Annotated in this window: 27 protein-coding genes; 20 read left to right on the top strand and 7 right to left on the bottom strand. The window is 67.3% G+C overall.

Features of this window, described 5'->3' with window-relative positions; all coding sequences use genetic code 11:
* Positions 1–78 precede the first annotated feature (78 nt).
* From clpA to AC1RPL_RS11480, 6 genes are all read left to right on the top strand, one after another.
* The gene (clpA, locus tag AC1RPL_RS11505; RefSeq protein WP_493069442.1) at positions 79–2400 is read left to right on the top strand and encodes an ATP-dependent Clp protease ATP-binding subunit ClpA; all 2322 of its coding nucleotides are present in this window, start codon (positions 79–81) and stop codon (positions 2398–2400) included.
* Between the two features lie 263 nt (positions 2401–2663).
* Positions 2664–3854, top strand: coding sequence for a hypothetical protein (locus AC1RPL_RS11500; protein ID WP_493069441.1), 1191 nt, complete (start codon positions 2664–2666; stop codon positions 3852–3854).
* A 143-nt stretch (positions 3855–3997) separates the two neighbouring features.
* Positions 3998–5677: a GGDEF domain-containing protein gene (locus AC1RPL_RS11495; protein WP_493069440.1), complete on the top strand. Its 1680-nt coding sequence runs from the start codon at positions 3998–4000 to the stop codon at positions 5675–5677.
* Between the two features lie 40 nt (positions 5678–5717).
* A complete protein-coding gene (locus tag AC1RPL_RS11490; RefSeq protein WP_493069439.1) occupies positions 5718–5924 on the top strand; it encodes a hypothetical protein in 207 nt (68 codons plus the stop codon).
* A gap of 31 nt (positions 5925–5955) precedes the next feature.
* A complete protein-coding gene (locus AC1RPL_RS11485) occupies positions 5956–7644 on the top strand; it encodes a long-chain-fatty-acid--CoA ligase (protein WP_493069438.1) in 1689 nt (562 codons plus the stop codon).
* Positions 7641–8000, top strand: a complete 360-nt coding sequence (locus AC1RPL_RS11480; RefSeq protein WP_493069437.1) for a copper-binding protein — start codon at positions 7641–7643, stop codon at positions 7998–8000. The genes AC1RPL_RS11485 and AC1RPL_RS11480 overlap by 4 nt, the downstream gene beginning before the upstream one ends.
* Positions 8001–8163: 163 nt before the next feature.
* Here the strand turns inward: AC1RPL_RS11480 and AC1RPL_RS11475 are convergent, their stop codons facing one another.
* Entirely contained in the window at positions 8164–9534 is a 1371-nt protein-coding gene (locus AC1RPL_RS11475) for an NAD-dependent succinate-semialdehyde dehydrogenase (RefSeq protein ID WP_493069436.1), read from the bottom strand.
* Between the two features lie 94 nt (positions 9535–9628).
* On the opposite strand from AC1RPL_RS11475, the gene AC1RPL_RS11470 reads away from it, so the two are divergent.
* From AC1RPL_RS11470 to AC1RPL_RS11430, 9 genes are all read left to right on the top strand, one after another.
* A complete protein-coding gene (locus AC1RPL_RS11470) occupies positions 9629–9874 on the top strand; it encodes an exodeoxyribonuclease VII small subunit (RefSeq protein ID WP_493069435.1) in 246 nt (81 codons plus the stop codon).
* 8 nt (positions 9875–9882) lie between these two features.
* Positions 9883–10782, top strand: coding sequence for a polyprenyl synthetase family protein (locus AC1RPL_RS11465; RefSeq protein WP_493069434.1), 900 nt, complete (start codon positions 9883–9885; stop codon positions 10780–10782).
* A gap of 56 nt (positions 10783–10838) precedes the next feature.
* A complete protein-coding gene (gene coaD / locus AC1RPL_RS11460; protein ID WP_493069840.1) occupies positions 10839–11342 on the top strand; it encodes a pantetheine-phosphate adenylyltransferase in 504 nt (167 codons plus the stop codon).
* Between the two features lie 57 nt (positions 11343–11399).
* Positions 11400–12140, top strand: coding sequence for a peptidylprolyl isomerase (locus AC1RPL_RS11455; RefSeq protein WP_493069433.1), 741 nt, complete (start codon positions 11400–11402; stop codon positions 12138–12140).
* 13 nt (positions 12141–12153) lie between these two features.
* Positions 12154–13179, top strand: a complete 1026-nt coding sequence (gene queA / locus AC1RPL_RS11450) for a tRNA preQ1(34) S-adenosylmethionine ribosyltransferase-isomerase QueA (RefSeq protein WP_493069432.1) — start codon at positions 12154–12156, stop codon at positions 13177–13179.
* 83 nt (positions 13180–13262) lie between these two features.
* Complete coding sequence (locus AC1RPL_RS11445) at positions 13263–13787, top strand: EF-hand domain-containing protein (protein ID WP_493069431.1); 525 nt, start codon at positions 13263–13265, stop codon at positions 13785–13787.
* A 51-nt stretch (positions 13788–13838) separates the two neighbouring features.
* Entirely contained in the window at positions 13839–14780 is a 942-nt protein-coding gene (locus tag AC1RPL_RS11440; RefSeq protein WP_493069430.1) for a cation diffusion facilitator family transporter, read from the top strand.
* Positions 14773–15420, top strand: a complete 648-nt coding sequence (locus AC1RPL_RS11435) for an HAD hydrolase-like protein (RefSeq protein WP_493069429.1) — start codon at positions 14773–14775, stop codon at positions 15418–15420. Before AC1RPL_RS11440 ends, AC1RPL_RS11435 begins: the two co-directional genes overlap by 8 nt.
* Before the next feature lie 42 nt (positions 15421–15462).
* Positions 15463–16533, top strand: coding sequence for a calcium:cation antiporter (locus AC1RPL_RS11430; protein WP_493069428.1), 1071 nt, complete (start codon positions 15463–15465; stop codon positions 16531–16533).
* Here the strand turns inward: AC1RPL_RS11430 and AC1RPL_RS11425 are convergent.
* On the bottom strand, positions 16530–17093 hold the full coding sequence (locus tag AC1RPL_RS11425) for a hypothetical protein (protein WP_493069427.1): 564 nt from the start codon (positions 17091–17093) through the stop codon (positions 16530–16532). The two genes, AC1RPL_RS11430 and AC1RPL_RS11425, sit on opposite strands and share 4 nt — an antisense overlap.
* Positions 17094–17143: 50 nt before the next feature.
* Positions 17144–17770, bottom strand: coding sequence for a cupin domain-containing protein (locus AC1RPL_RS11420; RefSeq protein ID WP_493069426.1), 627 nt, complete (start codon positions 17768–17770; stop codon positions 17144–17146).
* A gap of 190 nt (positions 17771–17960) precedes the next feature.
* Here AC1RPL_RS11420 and tgt point away from each other — a divergent pair, with 190 nt between their 5' ends.
* Together tgt and AC1RPL_RS11410 are read left to right on the top strand one after the other, a co-directional pair.
* Complete coding sequence (gene tgt / locus AC1RPL_RS11415) at positions 17961–19091, top strand: tRNA guanosine(34) transglycosylase Tgt (protein ID WP_493069425.1); 1131 nt, start codon at positions 17961–17963, stop codon at positions 19089–19091.
* Between the two features lie 118 nt (positions 19092–19209).
* Positions 19210–20238 carry a cell wall hydrolase gene (locus AC1RPL_RS11410; RefSeq protein WP_493069424.1) on the top strand — a complete coding sequence of 343 codons (1029 nt, stop codon included), beginning with the start codon at positions 19210–19212 and terminating at the stop codon, positions 20236–20238.
* A gap of 211 nt (positions 20239–20449) precedes the next feature.
* Here AC1RPL_RS11410 and AC1RPL_RS11405 read toward each other — a convergent pair whose 3' ends face one another.
* On the bottom strand, positions 20450–20818 hold the full coding sequence (locus AC1RPL_RS11405) for a hypothetical protein (RefSeq protein WP_493069423.1): 369 nt from the start codon (positions 20816–20818) through the stop codon (positions 20450–20452).
* A 240-nt stretch (positions 20819–21058) separates the two neighbouring features.
* On the opposite strand from AC1RPL_RS11405, the gene AC1RPL_RS11400 reads away from it, so the two are divergent.
* On the top strand, positions 21059–21874 hold the full coding sequence (locus tag AC1RPL_RS11400; protein WP_493069422.1) for a hypothetical protein: 816 nt from the start codon (positions 21059–21061) through the stop codon (positions 21872–21874).
* Here AC1RPL_RS11400 and recN read toward each other — a convergent pair.
* Positions 21871–23532, bottom strand: coding sequence for a DNA repair protein RecN (gene recN / locus AC1RPL_RS11395; RefSeq protein ID WP_493069421.1), 1662 nt, complete (start codon positions 23530–23532; stop codon positions 21871–21873). The genes AC1RPL_RS11400 and recN overlap by 4 nt on opposite strands.
* A gap of 47 nt (positions 23533–23579) precedes the next feature.
* Positions 23580–24395 carry an outer membrane protein assembly factor BamD gene (locus AC1RPL_RS11390; protein ID WP_493069420.1) on the bottom strand — a complete coding sequence of 272 codons (816 nt, stop codon included), beginning with the start codon at positions 24393–24395 and terminating at the stop codon, positions 23580–23582.
* 119 nt (positions 24396–24514) lie between these two features.
* Here AC1RPL_RS11390 and AC1RPL_RS11385 point away from each other — a divergent pair, with 119 nt between their 5' ends.
* The gene (locus AC1RPL_RS11385) at positions 24515–25339 is read left to right on the top strand and encodes a class I mannose-6-phosphate isomerase (protein ID WP_493069419.1); all 825 of its coding nucleotides are present in this window, start codon (positions 24515–24517) and stop codon (positions 25337–25339) included.
* Between the two features lie 102 nt (positions 25340–25441).
* Complete coding sequence (locus AC1RPL_RS11380) at positions 25442–25963, top strand: glycine zipper 2TM domain-containing protein (RefSeq protein ID WP_493069418.1); 522 nt, start codon at positions 25442–25444, stop codon at positions 25961–25963.
* 240 nt (positions 25964–26203) lie between these two features.
* Here the strand turns inward: AC1RPL_RS11380 and AC1RPL_RS11375 are convergent, their stop codons facing one another.
* The gene (locus AC1RPL_RS11375) at positions 26204–26425 is read right to left on the bottom strand and encodes a hypothetical protein (protein WP_493069417.1); all 222 of its coding nucleotides are present in this window, start codon (positions 26423–26425) and stop codon (positions 26204–26206) included.

Raw genomic sequence — 26425 nt, 5'->3', positions numbered from 1 at the left:
ATGCGAGGCCCGACGATCCCGACATTAGGGATCAACAGGGTCGAGTATCCCTTTCCGGCCCACAGGAGTTGTACCTGAATGCCTAGTTTCGCCTCCGCCCTGGAATCGACGCTGCACAAGGCGCTCGAAGCCGCAAGCTCGCGTCGCCATGAATATGCCACCCTCGAACATCTGCTGCTCGCGCTCGTCGATGACGAGCATGCCAGCAAGGTGATGAGCGCGTGCGGCGTGGACCTGGGCGAACTCAAGAATACCGTCGCGCATTATCTCGATACCGAACTCGAAGCGCTGAAGGTCGATCAGGCGACCGATCCGTCGCCGACCAGCGGCTTCCAGCGCGTCGTCCAGCGCGCCATCCTCCATGTCCAGTCCTCGGGCCGCGACGAAGTGACCGGCGCCAACGTGCTCGTCGCCCTGTTCAGCGAGCGCGAGAGCTATGCCGTCTATTTCCTACAGCAGCAGGACATGAGCCGCCTCGACGCAGTGAGCTTCATCTCGCACGGCGTCGGCAAGGGCGGCACCGGCAGCACCGAATCGATCACGCCCAAGGGCGCCGATGAGGACAAGTCGACCAAGCAGGAAACCAAGCCCGGCAAGGGCGAGAGCGCGCTCAAGCAGTTCACCGTCGATCTCAACGAGAAGGCGAAGGCCGGCAAGGTCGATCCGCTGATCGGCCGCGGCCCCGAAGTGGACCGCACGATCCAGATCCTGTGCCGCCGCAGCAAGAACAACCCGCTCTATGTGGGCGATCCGGGCGTGGGCAAGACCGCGATCGCGGAAGGCCTGGCGCGCAAGATCGTCGAGGGCGAAGTGCCCGAGGTGCTCAAGGAAGCGGTGATCTACTCGCTCGACATGGGCGCGCTGCTCGCCGGCACCCGCTATCGCGGTGATTTCGAGGAGCGGCTCAAGCAGGTCGTCAACGAGCTCGAGAAGCTGCCCCACGCGGTCCTCTTCGTCGACGAGATCCACACGGTGATCGGCGCCGGCGCCACCTCGGGCGGCGCGATGGACGCGTCGAACCTGCTCAAGCCGGCGCTGTCGGGCGGCTCGATCCGCTGCATCGGCTCGACCACCTACAAGGAGTTCCGCAACCACTTCGAGAAGGACCGGGCGCTGCTCCGTCGCTTCCAGAAGATCGACGTCAACGAGCCGACGGTGGAGGACACCATCAAGATCCTCGCCGGCCTGCGCACGGCGTTCGAGGAGCACCACCACGTCAAGTACACCCCCGACGCGATCAAGTCGGCGGTGGAGCTGAGCGCGCGCTACATCAACGACCGCAAGCTGCCCGACAAGGCGATCGACGTGATCGACGAAGTCGGCGCGATGCAGATGCTGGTGCCGCCGTCCAAGCGGAAGAAGACGATCACGCCCAAGGAGATCGAGCAGGTCATCGCGACCATGGCGCGCATCCCCGCCAAGAGCGTTTCGACCGACGACACCAAGACGCTTGCCAACCTCGAGCTCGACCTCAAGCGGGTCGTGTTCGGGCAGGACAAGGCGATCGAAGTGCTGTCGTCCGCGATCAAGCTCAGCCGCGCGGGCCTGCGCGATCCGGACAAGCCGATCGGCAACTACCTGTTCTCCGGCCCGACCGGCGTCGGCAAGACCGAAGTGGCGAAGCAGCTCGCCGAGCTGCTCGGCATCCCGCTCCAGCGCTTCGACATGTCGGAGTACATGGAACGCCACTCGGTGAGCCGCCTGATCGGCGCCCCTCCGGGCTATGTCGGCTATGACCAGGGCGGCCTGCTCACCGATGCGGTCGACCAGCAGCCCCACTCGGTGCTGTTGCTCGACGAGATCGAGAAGGCACATCCGGACCTGTTCAACATCCTGTTGCAGGTCATGGATCACGGGCGGCTGACCGATCAGCACGGCAAGTCGGTCGACTTCCGCAACGTCATCCTGATCATGACCACCAATGCCGGTGCGTCGGACATGGCCAAGGAATCGATCGGCTTCGGCGAGATGACTCGCGACGACGTGCAGGAAGAAGCGGTGAAGAAGCTCTTCACCCCGGAATTCCGCAACCGTCTCGATGCGATCGTGCCGTTCGACTATCTGCCGACGCAGGTGGTCAGCCGGGTGGTGGACAAGTTCATCCTCCAGCTCGAACTGCAGCTGGCGGATCGCGGCGTCCACATCCAGCTCGACGAGGAGGCCAAGACCTGGCTCACCCAGAAGGGCTATGACAAGCTCTATGGCGCGCGTCCGATGGGCCGCCTGATCCAGGAGAAAATCAAGCAGCCGCTGGCCGAGGAGCTGCTGTTCGGCAAGCTCGTCCATGGCGGCGAAGTGAATGTGAAGCTCAAGGACAACGCCTTGTCCTTCGCGATCAGCCCGGCGGCACCCAAGCCGAAAAAGGGCAAGAAGACCGAGGCGGCCAAGGCGACCAAGTAAGACTGGGCCACACCCTGAGAAACGATGCGGGCCGGGAGGAAACTCCCGGCCCGCTTTGTCTTGGCCTTCCGCGGCGAGCGCTGGCGTGATCGGACGGTTACCGGGCCGGGTCGGTCCCATGATGGTCCGGCTTCGTCGCACGCGCATAGCCGCCAGCTATGGCGTGTAGCAGGCGACCAATACACCATTGCTTTTTCGTTCCGATGTCGTAAGGAACACCCGCGTTTCGGGTCGCAGCCATGGTCTTTCCAGGGAGAATCCGAATGCGTTCGAGAAAAATGAAATTGCTGAGCGCGGGCACGGCGCTGGCGAGCATGCTCGTCGCCGGCATCGTCGTTGCGCAGAGTGCCGATACCGGGCCCGAGGCCCGCTATGTGATGGATGTCGCCACCACCGCCGGCATGATGGGCCGGGGCGACACGCGCGACGTGACGCTGCGCCTGGGCTCGCGCATGCCCGCGACGGGCGGTGCGCCCAAGGCCGATCACTTCCTGCCCGCCGGCATGCGCATGGGCCCCTCGGTGCCGCTCGTCACGCCCGAGCCCGGCAAACCGGAGAAGGACGAGCCCGGACAGGGCGATTTCCAGCGTCCCAAGGGCCGGCTGCTGATCTTCTGGGGTTGCAGCGCGCATGCCGGGCCCGGTCAGCCAGTGGTGATCGACTTCTCCAAGCTGGCCAAGGGCCAGGTGCCGCCCGACCTTTTCAGCGCCCGCATTGCCGCGGAAGTGGGCCCGCGCGCCAGCAACAGCCGCACCTATGGCGACTGGCCGAACGGCAAGACGCGCGCCAAGGTGAGCGGCAATTCCTCGCTGATCGGCCAGCACCGTATCGCCGGCAATTACAGCCCGGAGATCGCCTTCGCCCTCACCCAGGACTTCATGCAGACGCCGCGCGTGAAATCGGGCACGGCGACGGACGGATCGATCCCGCTCAACTGGGGCGCGGTGCCCGCGGCGACCGGCTATTATGCCTGGGCGATGAGCGCGAAGGAGGGCAAGGACGGCAACGACATGGTCTGGTGGGCCTCCTCGGCCAGCCGCCAGTTCGGCGGCGACCTGTGGAGCTGGCTCTCGCCCGCCACGGTCGGCCGGCTGATCGGGCAGAAAGTGGTGATGCCGCCCAGCCAGACCAGCTGCACCATCCCGGCAGAAGTGAAGGCCGCGGGCGGCGAAGTGATGATGGGCTTCCTCAACGCCTATGGTCCCGAGGCGAACTTCGCCTTCCCCGAACGGCCCAGGGACCCCAAGATCGCCTGGCACCCCAAATGGACTGCCAAGGTGCGGTACCGCGCGGCCGGCAATTTCATGCCCGGCATTCCGGACATGGCCGACATGATGCGCGGCCAGGACGGCGATGAAGAAGGCGGCAAGCCCGAGGAGAAGCCCAAAGCCTGCAAGCCCAAGCTGGGCGGGTTCCTCAAGAAGGCGGCTGGCCTGGGCGGCAGCGGCTGCTGAGTCGGGCGGGCACCGGGGAATTGCACACCGCGTGCGGTTCCCCGGACGGCCGATAAGTGCTTGCCGCGCTTCATAAAGACGCTTCGGCGTGCGCATCATTTACCGGTTGTTCGTCATGTCCGGCGTAATCCTGCGACATGGTGGTGTCGCGTTTCCTGCAGCTTGCATTCCTGGTCGGCGCCTTGCTCGCGCTCGTGGGGACGGGTGCGCCTGCCGCGGCACAGTCGAACGCGGGCCGCCCGCTCGCCACCTGCCTGCTCAAGGACACCGGCGGAATGAACCCCGCGGAGCTGATCCGCCACCCCGAGCGCTTCGATTGCAGGACGGCGCAGCACAAGCTCGGCCCCGGCAATTTCTGGGTGATCTCGCAGGAGATCGACCAGCGCTCCCGCTCACGCAACCCGTTGCTCGTGCGCTTCGCCAGCCTGTGGCAGCAGGGCGTGGCGCTGCACACGCTCTACGCCGACGGCAAGATCGACGTCGAGCGTACGGACGCACGCGGCATCACTCCCTGGATCCAGCTCGGCGCACTAGCCGAAGTGCCGCTCGACCGCCGCGAGGCCAAGGTCGTCCGCCTGCTCTGGCACGTCGAGGGATCGGCGAACATGCGTGGCGTCATGCTCGGCACGCGCCTTGTCACAGGCACGGAGAGCCAGCGTTCCAATATCGCCCTGACCGCGCTTTATGCGGGCTTTGCCGGGTTGTGCCTTGGGCTGCTCGTCTACAATCTCGCGCTGTGGGGGGCGCTGCGCCACCGCTTTCAGCTCTTCTACTGCGTGATGGCGCTGGGCCTGCTCTTCTACGTCTTCTCATCCTCGGGCGCGCTGGCCTGGGCCTTCCCGGACATCGCCAACAACGACCGGCTGCGGCTCAACTATCTCCTGCTCGGCTTTACCGGCGCGAGCGCATTGGTCTTCGCGCGCAGCTTCTTCGAAGACCAGGTCTTCGCCGGCTGGCTCGGCCGCTTCGCCTATGTCGTCGCAGGCGCGCTGCTCGGCGTGGGGATACTCGTCTTCTGCTTCGCACCGCTCAACGTGCAGATCGTCGATGCCGCCTTCACCACCACCTTCCTGCTGCTCGGCGCAGTCGTCGGCCCGACCTTGTGGCGCGCCTGGCGGGTGCGTTCCAACTATCTGTGGCTGTTCGCGATCGGCTGGGGCGCCCCGATCCTCACCTCGCTGCTGCGCACGCTCGCCAATTTCCACGTCATCGAGTGGAGCTTCTGGCTCGACAATTCGACCTTGCTCTCGATGGCGCTGGAAGCGCTGATGTCGAGCCTGGCCATCGCCTACCGGATCAAGCTGCTCCGCGACGAGCGCGACGACGCGATCGCCAGCGAAGTGATGGCACGCCGCCTTGCCGACACCGATCCGCTCACCGGCTTGCTCAACCGCCGGGCCTTCCTTGCCCAGGCGATCGGCCGACCCGGCGAACAGCAATTGCTGATCGCCGATCTCGATCACTTCAAGACCGTCAACGAGACGCTGGGCCATGATGGCGGCGACGAAGTGCTGCGCCTGTTCTCGCGCACCCTGCGCGCCGTCACGCCGCAGGGCGCGCTGGTCGCCCGGCTGGGCGGCGAGGAGTTCGCGATCCTGACCGCCGTCGATGCCGCGATCGAGCCCGAGCAGTTGCTGGCGAAGCTGCGCGCCACGCGCATGCCCTTCGATCTCAAGGTCACCTCCAGCATCGGCGCCTGTACCGGTCCGGTCGCCAATGATCTCGACTGGAAGACGCTCTACCGCGGCGCCGACATCGCGCTGTTCGACGCCAAGTCGGCGGGGCGCGACCGCGCCCGCCGCGCGCGCCGCGAAGCCGCCTGATCGCTTGCCCGGCGGGCCCTTGCGGGCTATGCCGTTCATCATGTCGGGACGAGCCAGGAAGATCGCCTTCGGGGCGCTTGCCGCATTGGCGCTGATCCCCCTCGCCTCCCCCGACCGCCGCGCCAATCTCGAGATCAACCTGGAGCGCGCCGGCGACGTTTCGCCGCAGCGGCTCGAAGCCGCCTTCACCGTCGGCCTGGTGGCCGTCTCGGTGCTGGTCACCTGGAGCAAGCGGCTTACGACTTGACCCCCAAAGAGGCTTGCTTACAGCAGTGTCAATGACTGACCCCGAACAGATCTGGCGTACCGCGTACAACCACCCCGGCGCTTGGGACATCGAGTTCCCGCCCAAATCCATGATCGAACTGTTCGAGGAAAGCGCCCGCGCGCATCCCCAGGCACCGCTGCTCGATTTCATGGGCCGGCACTACAGCTATGGCGAGACGCTGGACGGGGCCAACCGCGTCGCCTGCGGCCTGAAGGCACTGGGCTATGGCCCGGGCGACCGGATCGGGCTCTTCCTACCCAACGTGCCGCATTATGTCGCCGCCTATTACGGCATCCTCAAATTGGGCGCGACGGTCGTCAATTTCTCGCCGCTCTACACGGCCGACGAGTTGAGCCACCAGGTCGAGGATTCGGGCACGCGCGCGCTCTTCACCCTCTCGGCCTCGGCGCTGCTGCCGACCGCGCTCAAGGTGCTCGACCAGAGCGGGCTCGAGCGGCTGGTGGTGGGTTCGGTGGCAGGCGCCCTGCCGGTCGCCAAGTCGCTCTTCTACCGGCTGTTCCGCGGGGCCGAAGTGGCGCAGCGCCCGCATGACCCGCGCATCCTCGCCTTCTCGCAGCTGATCGCCAATGCCGGCGCCTGCGAATCCCCCAATCTCGACCCCGAGAACGACGTGGCGTTGATCCAGTATACTGGAGGCACCACCGGCACGCCCAAGGGCGCGGTGCTGACGCACCAGAACCTGTCGGCGAACGCCCGCCAGGTCGCCCGGCTCGACCCCGATGTCGCCACCGCCAAGGACCGGGTGCTCGGCGTCCTCCCCTTCTTCCACGTCTTCGCCAATACCTGCGTGCTGAACCGCACCGTGGTGACCGGCGGCGAGATCGTGATGCTGCCGCGCTTCAACGCCAAGCAGGCGCTGGCCGAGCTGCGCCGCACCCAGCCGCGCGCGCTTCCGGGCGTGCCGACCATGTACCAGGCACTGCTCGACACGCCCGGCAGGAAAGCGGCGGATTTCGCCTCGCTGCGCTTCTGCATCTCCGGCGGCGCCCCCCTGCCCGCCCAGCTCAAGGACGAGTGGGAACAGGTCACCGGCGCGCGCGTGATCGAAGGCTATGGCCTGTCGGAAAGCTCGGGCGTGGTCTGCACCAATCCCTATGTCGGGCTGAACAAGCCCGGCACGATCGGCCAGCCCCTCGCCGCCACCCGCGTCCGCCTGGTCGACAAGGAAGACCCGACCCGCCCGCCGCCCGAAGGCGAGCCCGGCGAGATCGTCGTCTCCGGCCCGCAGATCATGAAGGGCTATTGGAACCGCCCCGATGCCGATGCCGAAGTGTTCGTCGACGATCACTGGCTGCGCACCGGCGATGTCGGGCTGATCGACGAGGACGGCTATATCAAGATCGTCGACCGGCTGAAGGATATGATCGCGGTCGGCGGCTTCAAGGTGTTCCCGAGCCAGATCGAGGCCGTGCTCTATCAGCACCCGGCGGTGAAGGAGGCGCTCGTGATCGGCCTGCCCGACGCCTATCATGGCGAAATGCCGCATGCCTATGTCACGCTCGACGAGGATGCCGAGCCGGTGGACGGTGCGACTTTGTGCAAATGGCTCAATGCGCGCATCGGCAAGCACGAGAGGGTGAGCGAAGTCGTGGTGCGCGAAAGCCTGCCCAAGACGATGATCGGCAAGCTGAGCCGCAAGGACCTGATCAACGAAGTGATGGCGGAGCGGGCAGCGTGAAGGCGCTGCTGGCGCTTGCGCTATTCGCGGCGGCGCCAGCATCCGAGCAGCGGATCGACGTTGCCCTCTCCAACTTCAGGTTCACGCCCGCGACGATCGCGCTGGTTCATGGCCAGAGCTATGTGTTGCACCTGACGAGCAACGGCGGGCACAGCTTCGCCGCCAGGGATTTCTTCGCGGCGGCAGCGATGCCCGCGGCGGAACGGGCCAAGGTGAAGGACGGCAAGGTGGAGCTCGACAGCGACACCGCCGTCGACCTCCACTTCACCGCGCCCAGGGCCGGCACCTATCCGATCAAGTGCACCCACCTGCTCCATGCGAGCTTCGGGATGACGGGCAAGTTCGTGGTTTCCTAATTCCTCCCCGAGCTTGTCTCGGGGAGGGACCATTCGCGCAGCGAATGGTGGAGAGGCCGCCGCGGAATGCGGCGGTGACCCGCCGCGCCCCTCCACCACCGCCTTCGGCGGCGGCCCCCCTCCCCCAGCAAGCTGGGGGAGGAATTGATTTAGTCCCCCGCCTTCACACCTTGCCGAACATCACGGCCTTCAGGTTCATGAACTCGTGCATGCCCCAGGGCCCGAGCTCGCGGCCATGGCCCGAGAGCTTCACGCCCCCGAACGGCGCCTCAGGCGTGGAGGCTAGTAGCGAATTCACCGCAGTCATGCCCGACTGGATATCGCGGGCGAAGCGCTCGATCTCGGCATCGTCCTGCGTCCACACCGACGAGCCGAGGCCGTAAGGCACGTCGTTGGCGATGGTGATCGCCTCATCGATGTCCGTCACCTTGTAGACTGCGGCTACGGGCCCGAAGATCTCCTCCTTGGCGACATCGCTTTCGGGATCCATGTCGATCAGCACGCCCGGCGTCATCCAGGCGCCTTCCTTGTCGAGCTTCTCGGCACCGAAGCGCAGCGTCGCGCCCTCATCCACCGCGCGCTTGACCTGCTCGAGCACCGTGTCGCGCTGGGCCACGCTAGAGAGCGGGCCCATGCCCGTTTCCTTCTCCATCGGATCGCCGATCTTCAGCGCCTTCATGCCGCCCTCGAACTTGTCGAGGAACGCGTCATAGACGTCGGCATGGACGATCATCCGCTTGGCGCAGATGCAGCTCTGCCCGGCATTCTGGACGCGCGCGGTCACCGCGGTCTTCGCGGCCAGGTCGAGATCGGCCGAGGGCATGACGATCAGCGGGTCCGACCCACCGAGCTCGAGCACCACCTTCTTGAGCGCGCGCCCAGCGGCCTGGGCAACCTGCGCGCCCGCGCCCTCGCTGCCGGTGAGCGTCACTGCCACCACGCGCTTGTCGGCGATGATCGCCGAGACCTTGTCCGACTTGATCGGCAGGTTCTGGAACAGCCCGTCGGGCGCGCCTGCTGCGCTCATCATCTGCTGGATCAGCGCCGCGCAGCCCTGCACGTTCGACGCGTGCTTCAGCAGCCCGACATTTCCCGCCATGATCGTCGGCGCGAGGAAGCGGACCACCTGCCAGTACGGAAAATTCCACGGCATCACCGCCAGCACCGGCCCCATCGGCAGCCAGCGCGCCACGGCATGACCGCCGCCCGCGATCTGCACCGTGGTCGGCTCCATATAGGAGGGCCCTTTCGCCGCATAATGGCGGAAGCCGCTGATGCACTTCTCGACTTCGGCCACGGCGCTGGCCAGCGTCTTGCCCATCTCCTTCGTGGCCGACTCGGCGAGGTGCTGCTTGTTCGCCTCCCAGGCATCGGCGACCTTGATCAGCAACTCGGTCCGCGCCTCCAGCGGCGAATCGCGCCAGGAGCGGAATGCCGCCTCGGCCCGGGTCAGCGCCATCTCGATCCCGTCCGCGTCCAGCTCGTGATAGGTGTCGACCGTCTCGCCGGTGGCGGGATTGATGCTGGTGAACATGGGCGCGTCTCCTGAGGCTGGTCCGGGGTAACGTGCAGCTAGGAAGCGCGGTGCCCGGTTGCAATCGCAGGGCGCCCCGGCGCATAGCGTCGCCATGGCAGAAGAAGCGGACGTCACTGCGCTCTCGTTCGAGGAAGCGCTGAAGGAACTGGAGCGAATCGTCGCTCGACTGGAGAGCGGCGAGGCCCAGCTCCAGGAAGCGATCGACCTGTACGAGCGCGGCGACCAGCTGCGCCGGCAATGCGCGGCGCGGCTCGATGCCGCCCAGGCCCGCATCGAGGCGATCCGCACCGATGCCGAGGGCCGCGCCGCGGGCACCGCGCCCTTCGCCGCCGGCTGAACCCACCCATGGCGCACGCCTCCCTCGCGCTGCAGGCGGCGCTCAACCAGGTCTCGGCGGAGATGGACCGCCAGTTCGACCTGCTGCTCGCCGTCCCGACCGACCCGCGCCAGGGCCTGTACCGCGCGATGCGACACGCCGCGATCGGCGGCGGCAAGCGGCTGCGGCCACTGCTCGCCTCCGCTACCGCGCAGCTGTTCGGCGTCGACAGGACTTGCATCGCCCGCACCGCGCTCGCGCTCGAATGCATCCATGTCTATTCGCTGATCCACGACGACCTGCCGGCGATGGACGATGACGACATGCGCCGCGGCAAGCCGACCGTGCACCGCGCGTTCGACGAAGCGACCGCGATCCTGGCGGGCGACTGCCTCCACGCGCTCGCCTTCGAAGTGATCGCTGACGAGCGCACGCATCCCGATCCGTTCGTGCGCATCGAACTGACGGGCACCCTCGCCATCGCCGCCGGCCCGGCCGGCATGGCAGGCGGGCAGATGATGGACCTGGAGGCCGAGAAATCCTCCTTCGATCTGGCCACCGTCACCCGGCTCCAGGCGATGAAGACCGGCGCGCTGATCAGCTGCGCAGTGGAATGCGGCGCGATCCTCGGCCGGGTTCAGCAGGAGGGCCGCACCGGCCTGCGCGGTTATGCCCGCGATGTCGGCCTCGCCTTCCAGATCGCCGACGACATCCTCGATGCCGAAGGCGACGAGGCCCTGGTCGGCAAGAAGCTCCACAAGGACGGCGAGGCGGGCAAGGAGACCTTCCTATCCCTGCTCGGCATGGACCGCGCCAAGGAGCAGGCCCGCATGCTCGTCGATCAGGCGATCGAGCACCTCAAGCCTTACGGCGCCGAGGCCGATCTGCTGCGCGACATCGCCCGCTACACGCTGGAACGCGACCGCTGACTTAGGGCCAGGCCCTAATCTTGCCGTCATCGCGACGGAGGAAAGAGCCTATGACTATTCGCACCGGCGTCTATCCCGGCACCTTCGATCCGATCACGCTCGGCCATATGGACATCATCCGCCGCGGCGCGAAGCTGTGCGACCGGCTGGTGATCGGCGTGACCACCAACCCTTCCAAGAACCCGATGTTCACCATCGAGGAGCGGATGGAGATGGTGAAGCGCGAAGTCGCCGACATCGCGGGCGAAATCCACGTCGTCAGCTTCGATTCGCTGCTGATGGACTTTGCCGAGCGCGAAGGCGCCAGCATGATCGTGCGCGGCCTGCGCGCCGTCGCCGACTTCGAATATGAGTATCAGATGGCGGGCATGAACCAGCAGCTGAACAGCCGGATCGAGACGGTATTCCTGATGGCCGATGTCTCGCTCCAGCCGATCGCCAGCCGCCTGGTCAAGGAAATCGCGCTCTACGGCGGCGATATCCGCAAGTTCGTGCCCTCTGCGGTCAATGCCGAAGTGGCGGCGCGCGTTGCCGTCATCGGTCGCAAAGGGAGTGGTTGAGCCCGTTCTATTGGGCTAGAGCCGCTGGTTGAGGGTGTATTCCGAGTGGGGAAATTGATGCGTTTGTTTGCCGCGATGGCCGCTTCGGCCGTGATGATGTTCGCCACGCCCGCCCTTGCCCAGGGCGGCGGAAAGGCGCCCAAGCCGGTCGCCGAGCCCCTGAAGGGCGTCAGCGCCGAGGATGTGAACAGCATCTATCCCGCCGTCGTGCCCGCCGATCCGGCCGAGACCTGGGTTCTCGACCTCTCGACCGGCGGCCGCGTGCTGATCCGCCTGCGCCCCGACGCCGCGCCCAAGATGGTCGCGCGCATCAAGGAGCTCACGCGTCGCCATTTCTATGATGGCCTGACGTTCCACCGCGTGGTCGACGACCCCTATTACATGGCACAGGGCGGCGATCCCAAGGGTGACGGCACCGGCGATTCGGACCTGCCCAACGTACCGGCCGAATTCAACAACCTCCCCCATGTTCGCGGCACCGTCGCCGCCGCTCGCCGCGGCGCGCAGGAAAACGCCACACCCGAGCAGAAGACCGAGGCGGAGAACAGCGCGAACAGCCAGTTCTACATCATGATGGCGCCCAAGCTGGCGTTCGACCATGATTACACGGTATTCGGCCGCGTCATCGCGGGCATGCCGTGGGTCGACAAGATCGAGCGCGGCGAGCCGCCGGCGAACCCGACCAGGATCGTCCACGCCTATATCCAGTCCGACAACCCGCCGCCTTATTCGAACCTGCCGGCCGATGCCCCCAAGGCGCTGCCCCCGGGCGAGGTGAAGGCGACGCTGCCGCAATAAGCCGCCGCACCACGTGAACGTCGACCTTTTCGATTTCGAGCTGCCAAACGACCGGATCGCGCTGCGCCCTGCGGCTCCGCGCGATTCGGCCCGTCTGCTCGTGCTCGACGGCGCCGTGACGCGCGACCTGCGGGTAAGCGACCTCCCCGCCCAGCTGCGCGCCGGCGATTGCCTAGTGTTTAACGACACTCGTGTGATCCCCGCCCAGCTCGAGGGCACGCGCGGAGAGGCGAAGATCGGTGCCACCCTCCACAAGCGCGAAGGCCCGCGCCGCTGGCGCGCCTTCATCCGCAACGCCAAGCGCCTGCGCGACGGCGACACGGTGGATTTCGGCGCGGGCGTGACCGCTACCGCCGGCGACCGCGCCGAGGATGGCAGCTTCGCGCTCGATTTCGATGGCGACGAACCGGTGGAGCTGCTGCTGGAGCGCTGCGGCTGCATGCCGCTCCCACCCTATATCGCCTCCAAGCGCCCCACCGATTCGCGCGATGCCGACGATTATCAGACGATGTTCGCCAGCGAGCCCGGCGCCGTAGCCGCGCCCACCGCGGCACTGCACTTCACGCCGGAGCTATTGGCGGCGCTCGACGCGGCGGGCGTGGGCCACACCACGCTGACGCTCCATGTCGGCGCAGGCACCTTCCTGCCGGTCAAGGCCGAGGACACGGCGGACCATAAGATGCACGCCGAATGGGGCCGCATCGACCAGGCGACCGCCGACCGCCTGAACGCCGTCCGCGCCGCCGGCGGCCGGGTGATTGCGGTCGGCACCACCAGCCTGCGCCTGATGGAAAGCGCCGCGGGCGAGGACAACATCATCCGCCCCTTCGAAGGCGATACCGCGATCTTCATCACCCCCGGCTACCGCTTCAAGGGCGTGGACGGCCTGATGACCAACTTCCACCTGCCGCGCTCGACGCTGTTCATGCTGGTGTCGGCGCTGATGGGGCTGGAGCGCATGCAGGATGCGTATGGCCACGCCATCGAGAGCGGCTATCGCTTCTACAGCTATGGCGACGCCTCGCTGCTGCTCCCCTGACCCCGCCCCACCTTCGCCACAGATTGCGGCTTGGGTGGCGGCGCGGTAGCGGTCCTCTTCGCCGCGAGTCGGGAAGGATCCTCATGCGTTTGTTGCTTGCCCTGGCGGTTCTGGCCGCAACGCCCGCTTTTGCCCAGGAGCGCGCGCAGATCCCGTCGCCGCAGGCGAACCCCGCCGTGCCGATCGGCACGAGCACGCGCGAGCAACCTGCCTTCACCGTGATCGTCGAGCCCGCCGCGATGATGATCGCCGCCTTCGATGCGGACGGCGACGGCAAGGTGACGCGCGCCGAATTCGATACCGGCCTGAAGCGCAGCTTCGACGCAGTCGATACGCGCCACCAGGGCTGGCTCGGCTATATCGCCTATTCGGACTGGCAGGAGCGCTGGATGGGCGACCGCAACACCGTGCCCAGCCCCTTCGAAGTGGACCGCGACGGCGACAACAAGATCAGCTTCGCCGAACTGGCCGAGCGCTTCGACCTGCTGTTCACCCGCTTCGATGCGGACAAGGACGGCGTGCTGGTCCGCAAGGAGCTGGTCACCATCCGTCCGCAGCTGGGCCCGGGCACCGGCCGGGGCAAGAAAGGTGCCCGCAGCTCCAATTGATGCGATTCATGTCCTAGCATCTCATGCCGGGACACGGCTAAGAGCGTAACGATGGCCGCGCATCACGACCATAATCATGCTTCGCACGGCCACCACCATGGCCATAGCCACGCGCCCGCGGACTTCGGGCGCGCCTTTGCCATCGGCACCGCGCTCAACCTGGGCTTCGTCGTCATCGAGGGCGGCGCGGGCGTCCTCACCCATTCGATGGCGCTGCTCGCGGACGCAGGACACAACCTCTCCGACGTGCTCGGCCTGCTGATCGCCTGGGGCGGTGCCGAACTTGCCAAGCGTCCCGCCTCTCGCCGCTTCACCTATGGCCTGCGCGGCTCCTCGATCCTCGCGGCGCTCGCCAATGCCGTGCTCCTGTTCGTCGCGGTCGGCGCGATCCTGCTCGAGACGGTCCAGCGCCTCTCCGAGCCGCGCGACGTGCCGGGCATGACCGTGATGCTCGTCGCCGGCGCCGGCATCGTCGTCAACTTGTCGACCGCCCTGCTCTTCGCCCGCGGGCGCGAAGGCGACGTCAACATCCGCGGCGCCTATCTCCACATGGCCGCCGACGCCGCGGTATCGGCGGGTGTGGTGATCGGCGGCGGGCTGATCCTGTTCACCGGGGCGGACTGGATCGATCCCGTCATCAGCCTGGTCATCGTCGGCGTGATCCTGTGGAGCAGCTGGGGGCTGTTCACCGAATCGCTGACCATGGCGCTGCAGGCCGTGCCCAAGGGCATCGACCCCGAGGCGGTGGAGAAAGCGCTCGCCGCGCTGCCCGGTGTCGAGCGGGTCCACGACCTCCATATCTGGCCGATGAGCACCACCGAGGCGGCGCTCACCGCGCACCTGGTGATGCCGGGCGGCCACCCTGGCGACGCCTTCCTGCTCGCGCTGCAACATCGGCTGGCGCACGACTTCAGGATCGATCATACGACGGTACAGATCGAACTGGGCAACGGGGCGGAATGTCGCATGCATGGCGGACACGCGCATGACTGATGCGGCGCCCATCCGGCTGGTGATCTTCGATTTCGACGGCACGCTGTCCGACAGCGGCGACTGGTTCCTCTCGGTCGTCGATGACCTGGCGCGCAAGTTCAACTTCCGCACCGTCCAGCCCGACCAGGTGGACATGCTGCGCCACAAGAGTTCGCGCGACGTGATCGCGTTCCTGGGCATTTCCCGGTGGAAACTGCCGCTGATCGCACGTCACCTGCGCAGGCTGATCGGCCGCAATGCACATGAGATAGCGCTGTTTCCCGGGACGCCCGACCTGCTTCAGCAGCTCGCCGCCTGGGGTGTGAAAATCGCACTGGTCACCTCCAATTCGGAAGCCAATGCGCGCAAGATCCTGGGCCCGGTGCACGCGGCGCGGATCGACTGCTTCGCCTGCGGCTCCTCGCTGTTCGGCAAGGCACCCAAGTTCCGCCGCGTGCTCAGGAAGATGGGCATGCGCGCCGATCAGGTGCTCGCGATCGGCGACGAGACGCGCGACGTCGATGCGGCGCGCGAAGTGGGCATGCACGCCGGATCGGTGCTGTGGGGCTATGCCGCGGAGGAGCTGCTCACCGCGATGCAGCCCGATGTGACGTTCCGCACGCCGCACGACATACTGGAATATGTCGCCGCGCATCGCTGAGGCGGTTGGACTGCGCGCGCCGACCTGCCTAGGGTAGCCGGTATGGAATTTTTGCGCAGGACCTGGATCTGGCTGCCTCCCTTCGCGGGGGCGCTGAGCATCGCCTTCGGCAGCACCGTCGCCATCCCGCCGCTGCTGCTCGGCGTGGTGCTGATCGTCACCGTGCTGGCCGCGGTCCACCATGCCGAGCTGATCGCGCACAAGGTGGGCGAGCCCTTCGGCACCTTCCTGCTCGCACTCGCCGTCACGGTGATCGAAGTCGGCCTGATCCTCACGCTGATGCTGCAGGGCAAGGCCGGCGCCGAGACGCTGGCGCGCGACACCGTGTTCTCCGCCGTGATGATCATCCTCAACGGGCTGCTCGGCGCGTTCATCCTGCTCGGTGCGCTGCGTCACCATGAGCAGAGTTTCCAGCAGGTCGGCGTCAGTGCCTCGATCGCCACGCTGTGCACGCTGACCGTGCTGACGCTGGTCCTGCCCAATTTCTCCGCCTCGGCCGGCCCCTTCTACGCGCCGTCGCAACTCGCCTTCGTCGCGATTGTCTCACTGCTGCTCTATCTCACTTTCGTGACGGTCCAGACGGTGCGCCACCGCGACTATTTCCTCCCGCCTGAGGAAGCTGCCGCCGACCTCGAGGCGCATGCCCCGCCACCTACGGGCAAGGCGACCCTGCTCTCCGGCGCGATCCTCATCGCCTGCCTCGTCGAAGTGGTGCTGCTCGCCAAGGCGCTGGCGCCGGCGATCGAGGACGGCGTGGCCGGCGCCGGCCTGCCCCATGCCGTGGTCGGCGTGGTGATCGCGGCACTCGTGCTGCTGCCCGAAAGCGTCGCGGCAGTGCGCGCGGCGATGGCCAACCGGCTCCAGACCAGCCTCAACCTCGCGCTGGGTTCGGCGCTGGCGACGATCGGCCTCACCATCCCCGCGGTGGCGGTGCTGTCGCTCGTTCAGGGCCTGCCGCTGGCGCTCGGCCTAGATTCGCGCGGGATCGTGCTGCTCTCGCTGACCCTGCTGGTGGCCACCCAGTCGCTCGCCACCGCGCGGACGACGGTGCTGCAGGGCGTGGTCCACCTCGTCATCTTCGGGGTGTTCGTGTTTACGACGCTGGTGCCCTAGACGAGGCTCCGCGACAGCCAGGCAAGCGGCCCGGAGAGGATCAGCAGCGCCAGCACCAGCGCGTGCCACCAGCGTGCGCGCACCAGCGCGAGCGAGGCCATCGCGGCCAGCACGAGCAGGTCGGGCAGACGGTTCAGCGCTGCGGCCGCCCCGCCCTGCCCCACGCCTTCGGCCACGCCGCAAAGGATGCCCCAGCCCAGCGTCACGCAGAACAAAGTCCAGATATAGCGCTGGTTCTCCGCATAATAGTCGCGCAAGGCCAAGCCCTCCGCCGGCACCTCGTCGGGCAGCACTGCGCAGGTGAGCAGGAATAGCAGGATCAGCTGGACGAGCGCGGGCAGGAAGCCGCCGATCGTCACCGGCGTGGCGGCCGGCGCATAGAGCGACCACCAGATCATCAGGTTGACCATCAGCGTGGCGAGTGCGACCGCAGGCACCGCCCAGTCCCATCGCACGCGCGCCCGGGCACGGAGCAGCTTCTGGAAGCTGGTCAGCAGGTCCGCGACGCCCAGCCCGACGATGATCGACGCCAGCACCAGCACATATTCATAGGGTTCCATCGCCGCCCCCGCCGCCGATTTGATGGGCGAGGATGACGCAGGCGGGCCCGTTAGTCGAGGTGGATCGCCAGCCAGACGGTGGTGCGGTCCTTCGTGGTCCAGGCGACCCAGTGCTTCTGGCCCTTCTCGATCAGCAGGTGATCGCCGGGTGCGAGTTCGACTACCGCCGAATCCAGGATACGGATTCCCGCCGCGCCTTCGAGCAGAAGCACCCATTCGTCCCAATCCTGCACCATCGGCGCGTCTTCGGGCGTCGACTGGCCGTGCGAGACGATGCGCTCGATGCGAATGCCGGGGCGCCGGAGCAACTCGGTGAACGCCTCGGCGCGCTTCGCCGCGGGGAGCTTGGCCAGCAGATTGGCGACCTTCGGGTTGAAGCGCGGCTTGGGCTTCGGCTTCGGTTTCGGGGCGGGCTTGGGCTTGGCCTTGGGAAGCGGCCTGGCCGAACCGGCGGACTTGCTCCAGGCATTGCTGCTGGCGCCGCGCAGATGGTCCTCGATTTCCTCCGCGCTGGCAGTGAGCACGCCCTCGTCGATGCCGAACACGGGCGCGTCGTCCAAGTCCTTCAAGCCATACCTGCCGAAGTCCCCGCCCGGCTTGCGGCGGCGCGAGGCGACGAGCTTCAGCCCGCGATGCCCGGCCATCTCGCGCAGCTTGTCGGTGGTCTCGTTCGGCATGTTCTTCTTCCAAACTCCTTCTCCCCTTGTGGGAGAAGGAAGGGGCCCGCGCCGAAGGCGTGGGAAGGATGAGGGGGACTGAGTCTCACTCCCCCTCACCCTTCCGCCGACTGCGTCGGCTCCCTCCCTCTCCCACAAGGGGAGAGGGAGAACTAGACAGCGCCCTTCGGCAACGCCAATGGCAACGCCCATGTCCCGTTTCGAGTTCACCATCCATGCCACCGACGGCAAGGCGCGCCTCGGCACGATCGCCATGCAGCGCGGCGAGATCCGCACGCCCGCCTTCATGCCGGTCGGCACCGCCGCCACCGTCAAGGCGATGAAGCCCGGCGATGTCCGCGCCGCCGGCGCCGATATCATCCTCGGCAACACCTATCACCTCATGCTCCGCCCCGGTGCCGAGCGCGTCGCGCGGCTGGGCGGCCTGCACAGCTTCATGGGCTGGGATCGCCCGATCCTCACCGACTCGGGCGGCTATCAGGTGATGAGCCTGTCCGACCTGACCACGCGCAGCGAAGAGGGCGTCGCCTTCAAGTCGCATCTCGACGGCTCGCGCCACATGCTCAGCCCCGAGCGTTCGATCGAGATCCAGCGGCTGCTCGGCAGCTCGATCACCATGGCGTTCGACGAGCTCGTCCCCACCACCTCGACCCGCGAGGTCCAGGCCGCGGCGATGGAGCGATCGATGCGCTGGGCGCAGCGCAGCCGCGATGCCTTCTTCGCCGCCGAGGAGCATGCCGAGCACAACGCCATCTTCGGTATCCAGCAGGGCGCACTCGACGAAGGGCTACGCAAGTCCAGCGCCGATGCACTGCTCAATGTCGGCTTCGACGGCTATGCCGTGGGCGGCCTGGCGGTCGGCGAAGGCCAGGAAGCGATGTTCGGCGTGCTCGACTTCGCGCCGGGCCAGCTCGACGCGACCAAGCCACGCTATTTGATGGGCGTCGGCAAGCCGGACGACATCGTCGGCGCGGTCGAGCGCGGCATCGACATGTTCGATTGTGTGCTGCCCACCCGCTCCGGCCGCACCGGCCAGGCCTTTACCCGAATCGGCCCGGTCAACATCCGCAACGCCAAGTTCGCCGAGGACCAGGGCCCGCTCGACCCCAGCTGCCCCTGCCCGGTCTGCGCCACCTGGAGCCGCGCCTATCTCCACCATCTCGTCCGCGCCGGCGAGATCCTGGGCGCGATGCTTATGACCGAGCATAATATCTGGTTCTACCAGGTGCTGATGCAGGATTTGCGCGCGGCGATCGGCGAAGGCACGCTCGCGGCCTTCGCAAACGACTTCCGCAGCCGCTACACGACCCGACAAGGTTAAAATTACCTTTACCATCAAGTGTTTCGCTGTGGGACGCGTCCAAATCCGGGGGCGCGGGAGCCAATGAAATCGGCTATGCCGCGCACGGGCAAAGGGCCCGGGCGGGGTAAGGCACAGCGTGTTCTGGCGGCGTTTCTCGAAGATGCAGGCGCGCGGGATCGGCGCGGCGATCGTCGTGTCGCTGGTGGGCGCGGGCTTCTCTGCCCAGGCGCTCGGCCCCTCGATCGCGAAGCCCGAGAGCAAGCCCGTCCTTGTCGGCTACGAGGCCGAAGACCATTTCCCCGGCGCCGCCTTCTATTATGCCGTCGATGACGATGCCGCGGTGAGCGCGGGCACGACCGGCACCACGGCGCTTCCCGACATGCCGATCCCGGCCGACGCGGTGGAGGCGCCGGTCGACGGATCGATCCAGCCGGCCCTGCCCTTCCACCTCGCCGGTAGCGGCCTGGACAAGAGCCGCGCGCTCCAGTGCCTTACCACGGCGATCTATTACGAAGCGGCGAACGAGCCGAGCGACGGCCAGCGTGCGGTGGCGCAGGTGATCCTCAATCGCGTGCGCCATCCCGCCTTCCCGGCCACCGTGTGCGGCGTGGTGTTCCAGGGGTCGGAGAAGCGCGGCTGCCAGTTCAGCTTCGCGTGCGACGGCGCGATGGCACGCCAGCCGATGCGCACCGCCTGGGACCGCGCCGCGAAGGTCGCCGCCGCAGCGCTTTCGGGGCAGGTGTTCGGCGCGGTCGGCGAGGCGACGCATTACCATACTTATGCCGTGACACCGTCCTGGAACCGCAGCCTGGTGATGACCGGCGTGTTCGGCGCGCATTTCTTCCATCGCTGGAAAGGCTGGTGGGGCACCGCCAATGCCTTCCGCCAAGCCTATCGCGGCGGCGAACCGCTGCCCGAGCCACATGCCCGGACCGACCTGGCCGCGCTGGCAACGCCGGTGATGCCGCTGATGCCGGTGCCGGTTGCGGGGAAGCCCGCCGCGACCGCGTCCACCCCGCGCGAGAATATCCAGCCGGCCTATGCCCAGAGCGGCACCGCGCTCTCCCGCTATTCGGCGCCCGGGCCCGCACCGGTCGCCGCGCCGGCGAGTGACGATTCACAGATCCTCGACAAGTGGAAGGACAGCGGCAAGCCGCTGCGTTGAGGGCCGCCTTACCTCTTATTTCTTTCCCCGGCGAAGGCCGGGCCCAGCCCTTCAAGAAACACCGCGCAGTAGCGCGCCTGCGTGCACGCTGAGTTTGGGCCAGAGAAAGATGGTGCGGACGCGATTCCCGCCAAACGCAACGGGCCCCGCCTTGCGGCGGAGCCCGTCCTCGTCAGGTTTCCCTCCAGGGGGAAAGGGAAACCCGCCGGCGTCATCGGCGGCCGGGGCGGCCGTATTCGCGGTCGTGCTTCTGGTAGTTGATCCGCGCCGACAGCGCATCGAAGCGACGATCCAGGTCACGCCGCTCGGCGATCGTGATGCCGGGGCGCGAGCGACGATACTGGGCCTCGAGCCGGTTCAGGTTGGCGAACTCGCCCCGGAGGCGAGCCGCCTCGCTGCGGCTCAGCTGGCCCGAGCGCACGCCCTGGTCGATCCGGCGATACAGATTGTCCTGGCGAGCATTGATGTTCTGCCACGTCTGATAGGCGGGCGCCGGATGCGGCGCAGCCATCGCGGCGGTCATCGGAACGGCCGAAGCGGCAATGCCAAGGCCGGCGAGCATCAGGGTAAACTTCTTCATCTCAGTCTCTCCTCTTACGAAACCGGGCCGCCCCTCAGCGGCCTGAACACCTTTATGGGGACCGGCTGTCGCATGCTTGTCCCCGTCCCCACGCTATTGTGTCGCAAGCTGTCCCGCCCGTGAGAGTTCCGTTCAGCTTCGGGGAGACGAGTCCCGCGCGCGGCGACCCGATGGTCCGAAGCTCCCAGGTTGACGGCGCGCATACCTGCGATAGGCTGAAGACTTCGGGGGAACCGCCACATGCCATATCGTTACGCCCATTGGGCTCTGCTTGCGATCTTCCCGCTCGCGGCGCTGGCCTTCTGGCCAGGGTACATCTCGACGATCTCCACCGCGCCGTTGCAGATGCATGCGCACGGGGTGACCGCAACGCTGTGGCTGCTGCTCCTCGTCGCGCAGAGCTGGACGATCCATTCGGGGCAAAACGCGCTGCATCGCACGCTCGGCGTGGCCAGCCTGGTGCTGTTTCCGCTGTTCCTGGCCGGCGGATCGATGATCTTCCTTGGCATGGCACGGCGGTACGTCGAGGGTGCGTCGCCTTTCTACACGCTCTACGCGCCGCGCCTCGCCTGGATCGATGTCGTGTCGGTCGCTGCCTTTGCCTGGTGCTATTACGAAGCGCTCCGCCAGCGGCGAAAAGTGCAGGTCCATGCGCGCTACATGCTCGCGACAATATTCTTCCTGCTTCCGCCGATCCTCGGACGGCTCGCCCCGATCCTGCCGCCGTTGTCGATCAGCGGACCGGCGGACTTCTGGAAGCTCGGCATCGGTTTCCAGCTCGCCAACGCGGTGACCGCAGCGATCGCCTTTGGCCTGGCACTGCAGAGCGGGCGCCATGGCCGGCCCTTCTTCATCGCCGGCGCGGCGACATTGTTCGCCGCGCTGCTGTTCGAGTTCGTCGGCCCGCTCGAAGCATGGAAGGCGCTGCTCGTTCGCTTCGCCGAGCTGCCGCCTTTGCCCTTTGCCCTCGCAGCGGCGCTGATCGGCGCGGGGACCGGCTATGCCGGCTGGGTCGCCGGACGGCGCCAAGGGATCGAGCGGGCTGCGGTCGCCTAGGCCGCGATCAGCCGCTCGGCCTGGGCGCGCGCCTCGTCGGTGATCTCGGCGCCCGAGAGCATGCGGGCGATCTCCTCGCGGCGCTGCGCCGGATCGAGCGGCGTCACGCCGGTGCGGGTGACGGTCCCGTCATGGCTCTTGGCAATCAATAGATGCTGGGCACCGCGCGCCGCGACCTGCGGGCTGTGCGTCACCACCAGCACCTGCGCGCTGTCCGCCAGCCGCGCCAGGCGTTCGCCGATGGCGCTCGCCACCGCGCCGCCGACGCCGCGATCGATCTCGTCGAAGATCAGCGTGCGCGCGCCGCCTTCCTCGGCCAGCGCCACCTTCATCGCCAGGATGAAGCGCGACAGCTCGCCGCCCGAGGCGATCTTGACCAGCGGGGCAAAGGGCGCGCCTGGGTTGGTCGAGACTTCGAACTCGACCCGGTCCATGCCGAAGCTCGACCAGTTTGCCTCCGCCTGCGGCTCGACCACCGTCTTGAAACGCGCGGAATCGAGCTTGAGCGGCTTCAACTCCCCCGCCACCGCGGCGTCGAGCCGGGCAGCGGCCATCGCGCGGTTCGCGGAAAGCGTCTTCGCGGCCTCGGCATAGGTGCGGTGCGTCGCCGCGACCGCGGCCTCGAGCTTGGCGATTCCCGCCCCGCCGCTCGCGACGCGGTCCAGCTTCGCGGAAAGCTCGTCGAGCAAGGCCGGCAGATCATCCGGCTGCACACGGTGCTTGCGGGCGAGGCCGCGCAGTTCGAAGAGCCGCGTCTCGTCCGCTTCCAGCGCGGCGGGATCGAAGGCCAGCGCTTCGGCGGCGACATCGACCCGGTCCTGCGCCTCGGCCGCCTCGGTGATCGCGCGGTCGATCGCGGCAAGCGCTTCGGCCAGCGCTTCATGATCGCCGGCTACACGCTCCAGCACCCGCGCGGCCTGGCGCAGCCGGCTCAGCCCGCCTTCCGAACCATCGAGCAATTCGGCGATGCCCTGCAGATCGCCCGCGATCTTCTCGCCGCGCTGCATGGCGGCGCGGCGCTCGGCGAGGCTTTCCTCCTCGCCCGCCTCCGGCGCCAGCGCGCGCAATTCGGCGACGGCATGTTCCAGCCATTCGCGGTCGCGTTCGGCAACATCTTGCTCGGCCCGCGCCACCGCCAGCGCCGCCTCGGCATCCCGCCACGCTCTGTGCGCGATCGCCACCGGGCCGGGATCGCAGCGCCCGAAGCTGTCGAGCAACGCCCGGTGCCCGCGCGGATTGAGCATCCCGCGATCGTCATGCTGGCCGTGGATCTCGACCAGGTGCGGCGCCAGTTCGCGCAGCAGCCCGGCAGAGGCCGGCTGGTCGTTGAGGAAGGCGCGGCTGCCGCCATCCGCCTTGACGATGCGGCGCACGATCAGCGGCTCGCCCGCTTCGAGCTCTAGCCCGTTCTGGTGGAAGAGGTTGGCGATCTCGCCGTCCCGCGCCGGCGGCTCGAAGCTTGCGGTCACCACGGCCTGCGCCGCGCCCTGGCGGACCAGCCCGGTCTCGCCCCGCGCGCCCAGCGCCAGGCCCAGCGCGTCGAGCAGGATCGACTTGCCCGCGCCGGTCTCGCCGGTGAGCACGCCCAGCCCGGCGCCGAACTCCAGGTCGAGCGCTTCGATCAGGACGACATCGCGTATGGCCAGCGCAGTCAGCATGCGCCCGCTCTATCGCAGGAACTTAATAGGAACAAAAGCCCCGAGCATCAGCTCGCGGGCTTGGCCACCGTCTGCGCCGCCTGAACCTTGTCCTGGTTCGACTGCATCAGCTTGTAGGCGTGCTCGTACCAGTCGGTCCCCGGATAGTTGGCGCCGAGCACCGCAGCGGCCTTGTTCGCTTCCTCGGGCATGCCGAGCGCGAGATACGCCTCGGTCAGGCGCATCAGCGCCTCGGGCACGTGGGTGGTCATCTGATACTGGTCGACCACGGTACGGAAGCGCATCGTCGCCGAGAGCCACTGGCCGCGCGACTCGTAGAAGCGGCCGATCTCCATTTCCTTGCCGGCGAGGTGATCGCGGACAAGGTCCATCTTCAGGCGGGCATCGGCGGCGTACTTGGTGTTCGGATAGCGGCGGGTGAGCTCGCCCAGCGAATCGAGCGCCTGCTGCGTGATCTTCTGGTCGCGCTGCACGTCGCTGATCTGCTCGTAATAGCACAGGCCGATCAGGTAATAGGCATAGGGCGCATCGCGGTTGCCCGGGTGGACGGCGAGGAAGCGCTGCGCCGAGGAAATGGATTCGGTGTAGTCGCGGTTCAGATAATAGCTGAACGCGCCCATCAGCTGCGCGCGGCGCGCCCAGACCGAATAGGGATGCTGGCGCTCGACTTCGTCGAACAGCGCCGCGGCCAGCTTGTACTGGTGGGCATCCAGCTTCTGCTTGGCGGTGGAATAGAGCGTGCCGACGTCGCGCGCGACATAGGGCAGGTCCTTGTTGCCGCTCTTCTTGGCGCAACCGGCCATCGAAAGTGCCAGAACCGGGAGAAGGGCGAGCGCAAGGGCGCGGGTCGTTGGAGTACGCATGGGTGGGGGTCTTAGCGTGCCGTTGTGGCTTCGAACAATCCTTTTCGCGGCGGGATTGCGGCGGGAGCTTCAAGGCTGCATGCGCGTTGCATCGCCGGACCATTTTCGGGAGGGATTTCGTGACCGCCACGCTGCTTGCCACACACCGCGTTGAGAAGCCCTGGGGCCGCCACAAGCTCTGGCCCGGCTTCGCGGATCCGTCGCCGACAGGCGATCCGGTAGGCGAGGTCTGGTTCCAGACACCGGGCAACGCCGCGCCCGACCTGCTGATCAAATATCTGTTCACCAGCGAGAAGCTGTCGGTCCAGGTCCACCCCAATGACGAGCAGGCCCATGCCGCCGGCCTGCCGCGCGGCAAGGACGAATGCTGGGTGATCCTCGATGCCGAGCCCGATTCGACGATCGCGCTTGGCACGAAGGAGCCGGTCGACCGCGAGACGCTGAAGGCCGCCGCGCTCGATGGCTCGATCGAAGGCCTGCTCGACTGGAAGCCGGTCAAGGCGGGCGACTTCTATTATTCGGGCTCGGGCACGATCCACGCCATCGGTGCCGGGATCACGCTGGTCGAAGTGCAGCAGAACAGCGAGACCACCTACCGGCTCTATGATTATGGCCGCCCGCGCGAGTTGCACCTAGACGCCGGCATCGCCGTATCAGATCCCGTGCCCTACACGCCGCACCCGATGCCCGGCCGCGTCGGCGAGGACCGGGTGATCCTCGTCGAGGGCCCTAAATTCGTGCTCGAGCGCTGGGCCGGCGGCAAGCGCGAGGTGACGCTGCCCGACGGCGTCACCGGCTGGCTGATCCCGCTGCGCGGCGAAGGCGTGGTCGACGGCGTCGCCTTCCAGGCCGGCGAATGCGTGACGGTCGAAGGCAGCGCCGACCTCCATGCCGAGGCGGGCAGCGACCTGCTCTTCGCCTATCCGGGCGACACGCGGATCTGACGCATGGCCGCGCGATGAACGGGAGGTAGTTTCCCGTTCACGCAACTCGTCCCGCTTCGGCACGTTGGTGCGGCAGGGAAAACGAGAAAACGGAGAAAACCCATGCGTATTCTTTTAGCCGCCGCGATCGCCAGCGCGGGCCTTGCCATCCCGGCCGCAAATGCCGCCGCCCCCGTCGCAGCCGCAGCCGCAGCGTCGATCGATGGCCAGCAGAACTATCGTGACCGCGACCGCCAGGATTATCGCGACCAGAATTATCGGGATCGCGATCGCCGGGACAACCGCCAGTGGCGCAGCGATTGGCGCCGCTATCGCAACTACGACTATAACCGTCTGCCGCCGGGCGAGCGCTATTATGACGCGGCGGACTATTATCGCGACGGCCGCTATTACCGCGAGCGCCGCCTGACGCGGAACGACCGCATCTATCGCGGCAATAACGGCCAATATTATTGCCGCCGCTCGGACGGCACGACCGGCCTGATCGTAGGCGGCGTCGCCGGCGGCCTGTTCGGCAACGCGATCTCGAACGGGCGCAATGCCACCCTGGGCACGCTGCTCGGCGCGGCCGCGGGGGCGGCGATCGGGTCGTCGGTGGATCGCGGCGACGTGCGCTGCCGCTAACAGCCCGCGCGCGTCCGCGCGCAAACCTGAAGCTTGCCACGCAGGCAGAGAGGGGCCCGGCGGAAACGCCGGGCCCTTTTCTTATGCGCCGATGATCTTTCGTGATCGATCTGTCCGACTTCCCACTCTTTCGTCATCCCCTTGAAGGCGAGTATCCAGAGCCAAGCAGGACGGTCCGGGCACAGAAATCCCCGGATCCCCGCCTTCGCGGGGAGGATCTACACTCGGTACTGCCAGAGATCAGAAGATGAAGCCGCCCAGCCACAGGCGAACCAGGCCGACGCCGGCGACGACGATGTTGAGGTTGCGCCCGGCGTTCGAGTCCGAAAGCGCGCCCAGCGCCAGGCCGACCACGGCGACCGGGATCACCACATAGTTCAGCCAGCCGAGCAGCGGGATCAGCGCAATCAGCATCAGCGGCAGGGCAATGATGCCCACAAGGATCGAGAGCAGGTTCAGCAT

The sequence above is a fragment of the Sphingomonas sp. GW821-FHT12D09 genome (assembly GCF_058807215.1).
This window is presented reverse-complemented; position numbering and strand designations above follow the sequence as displayed.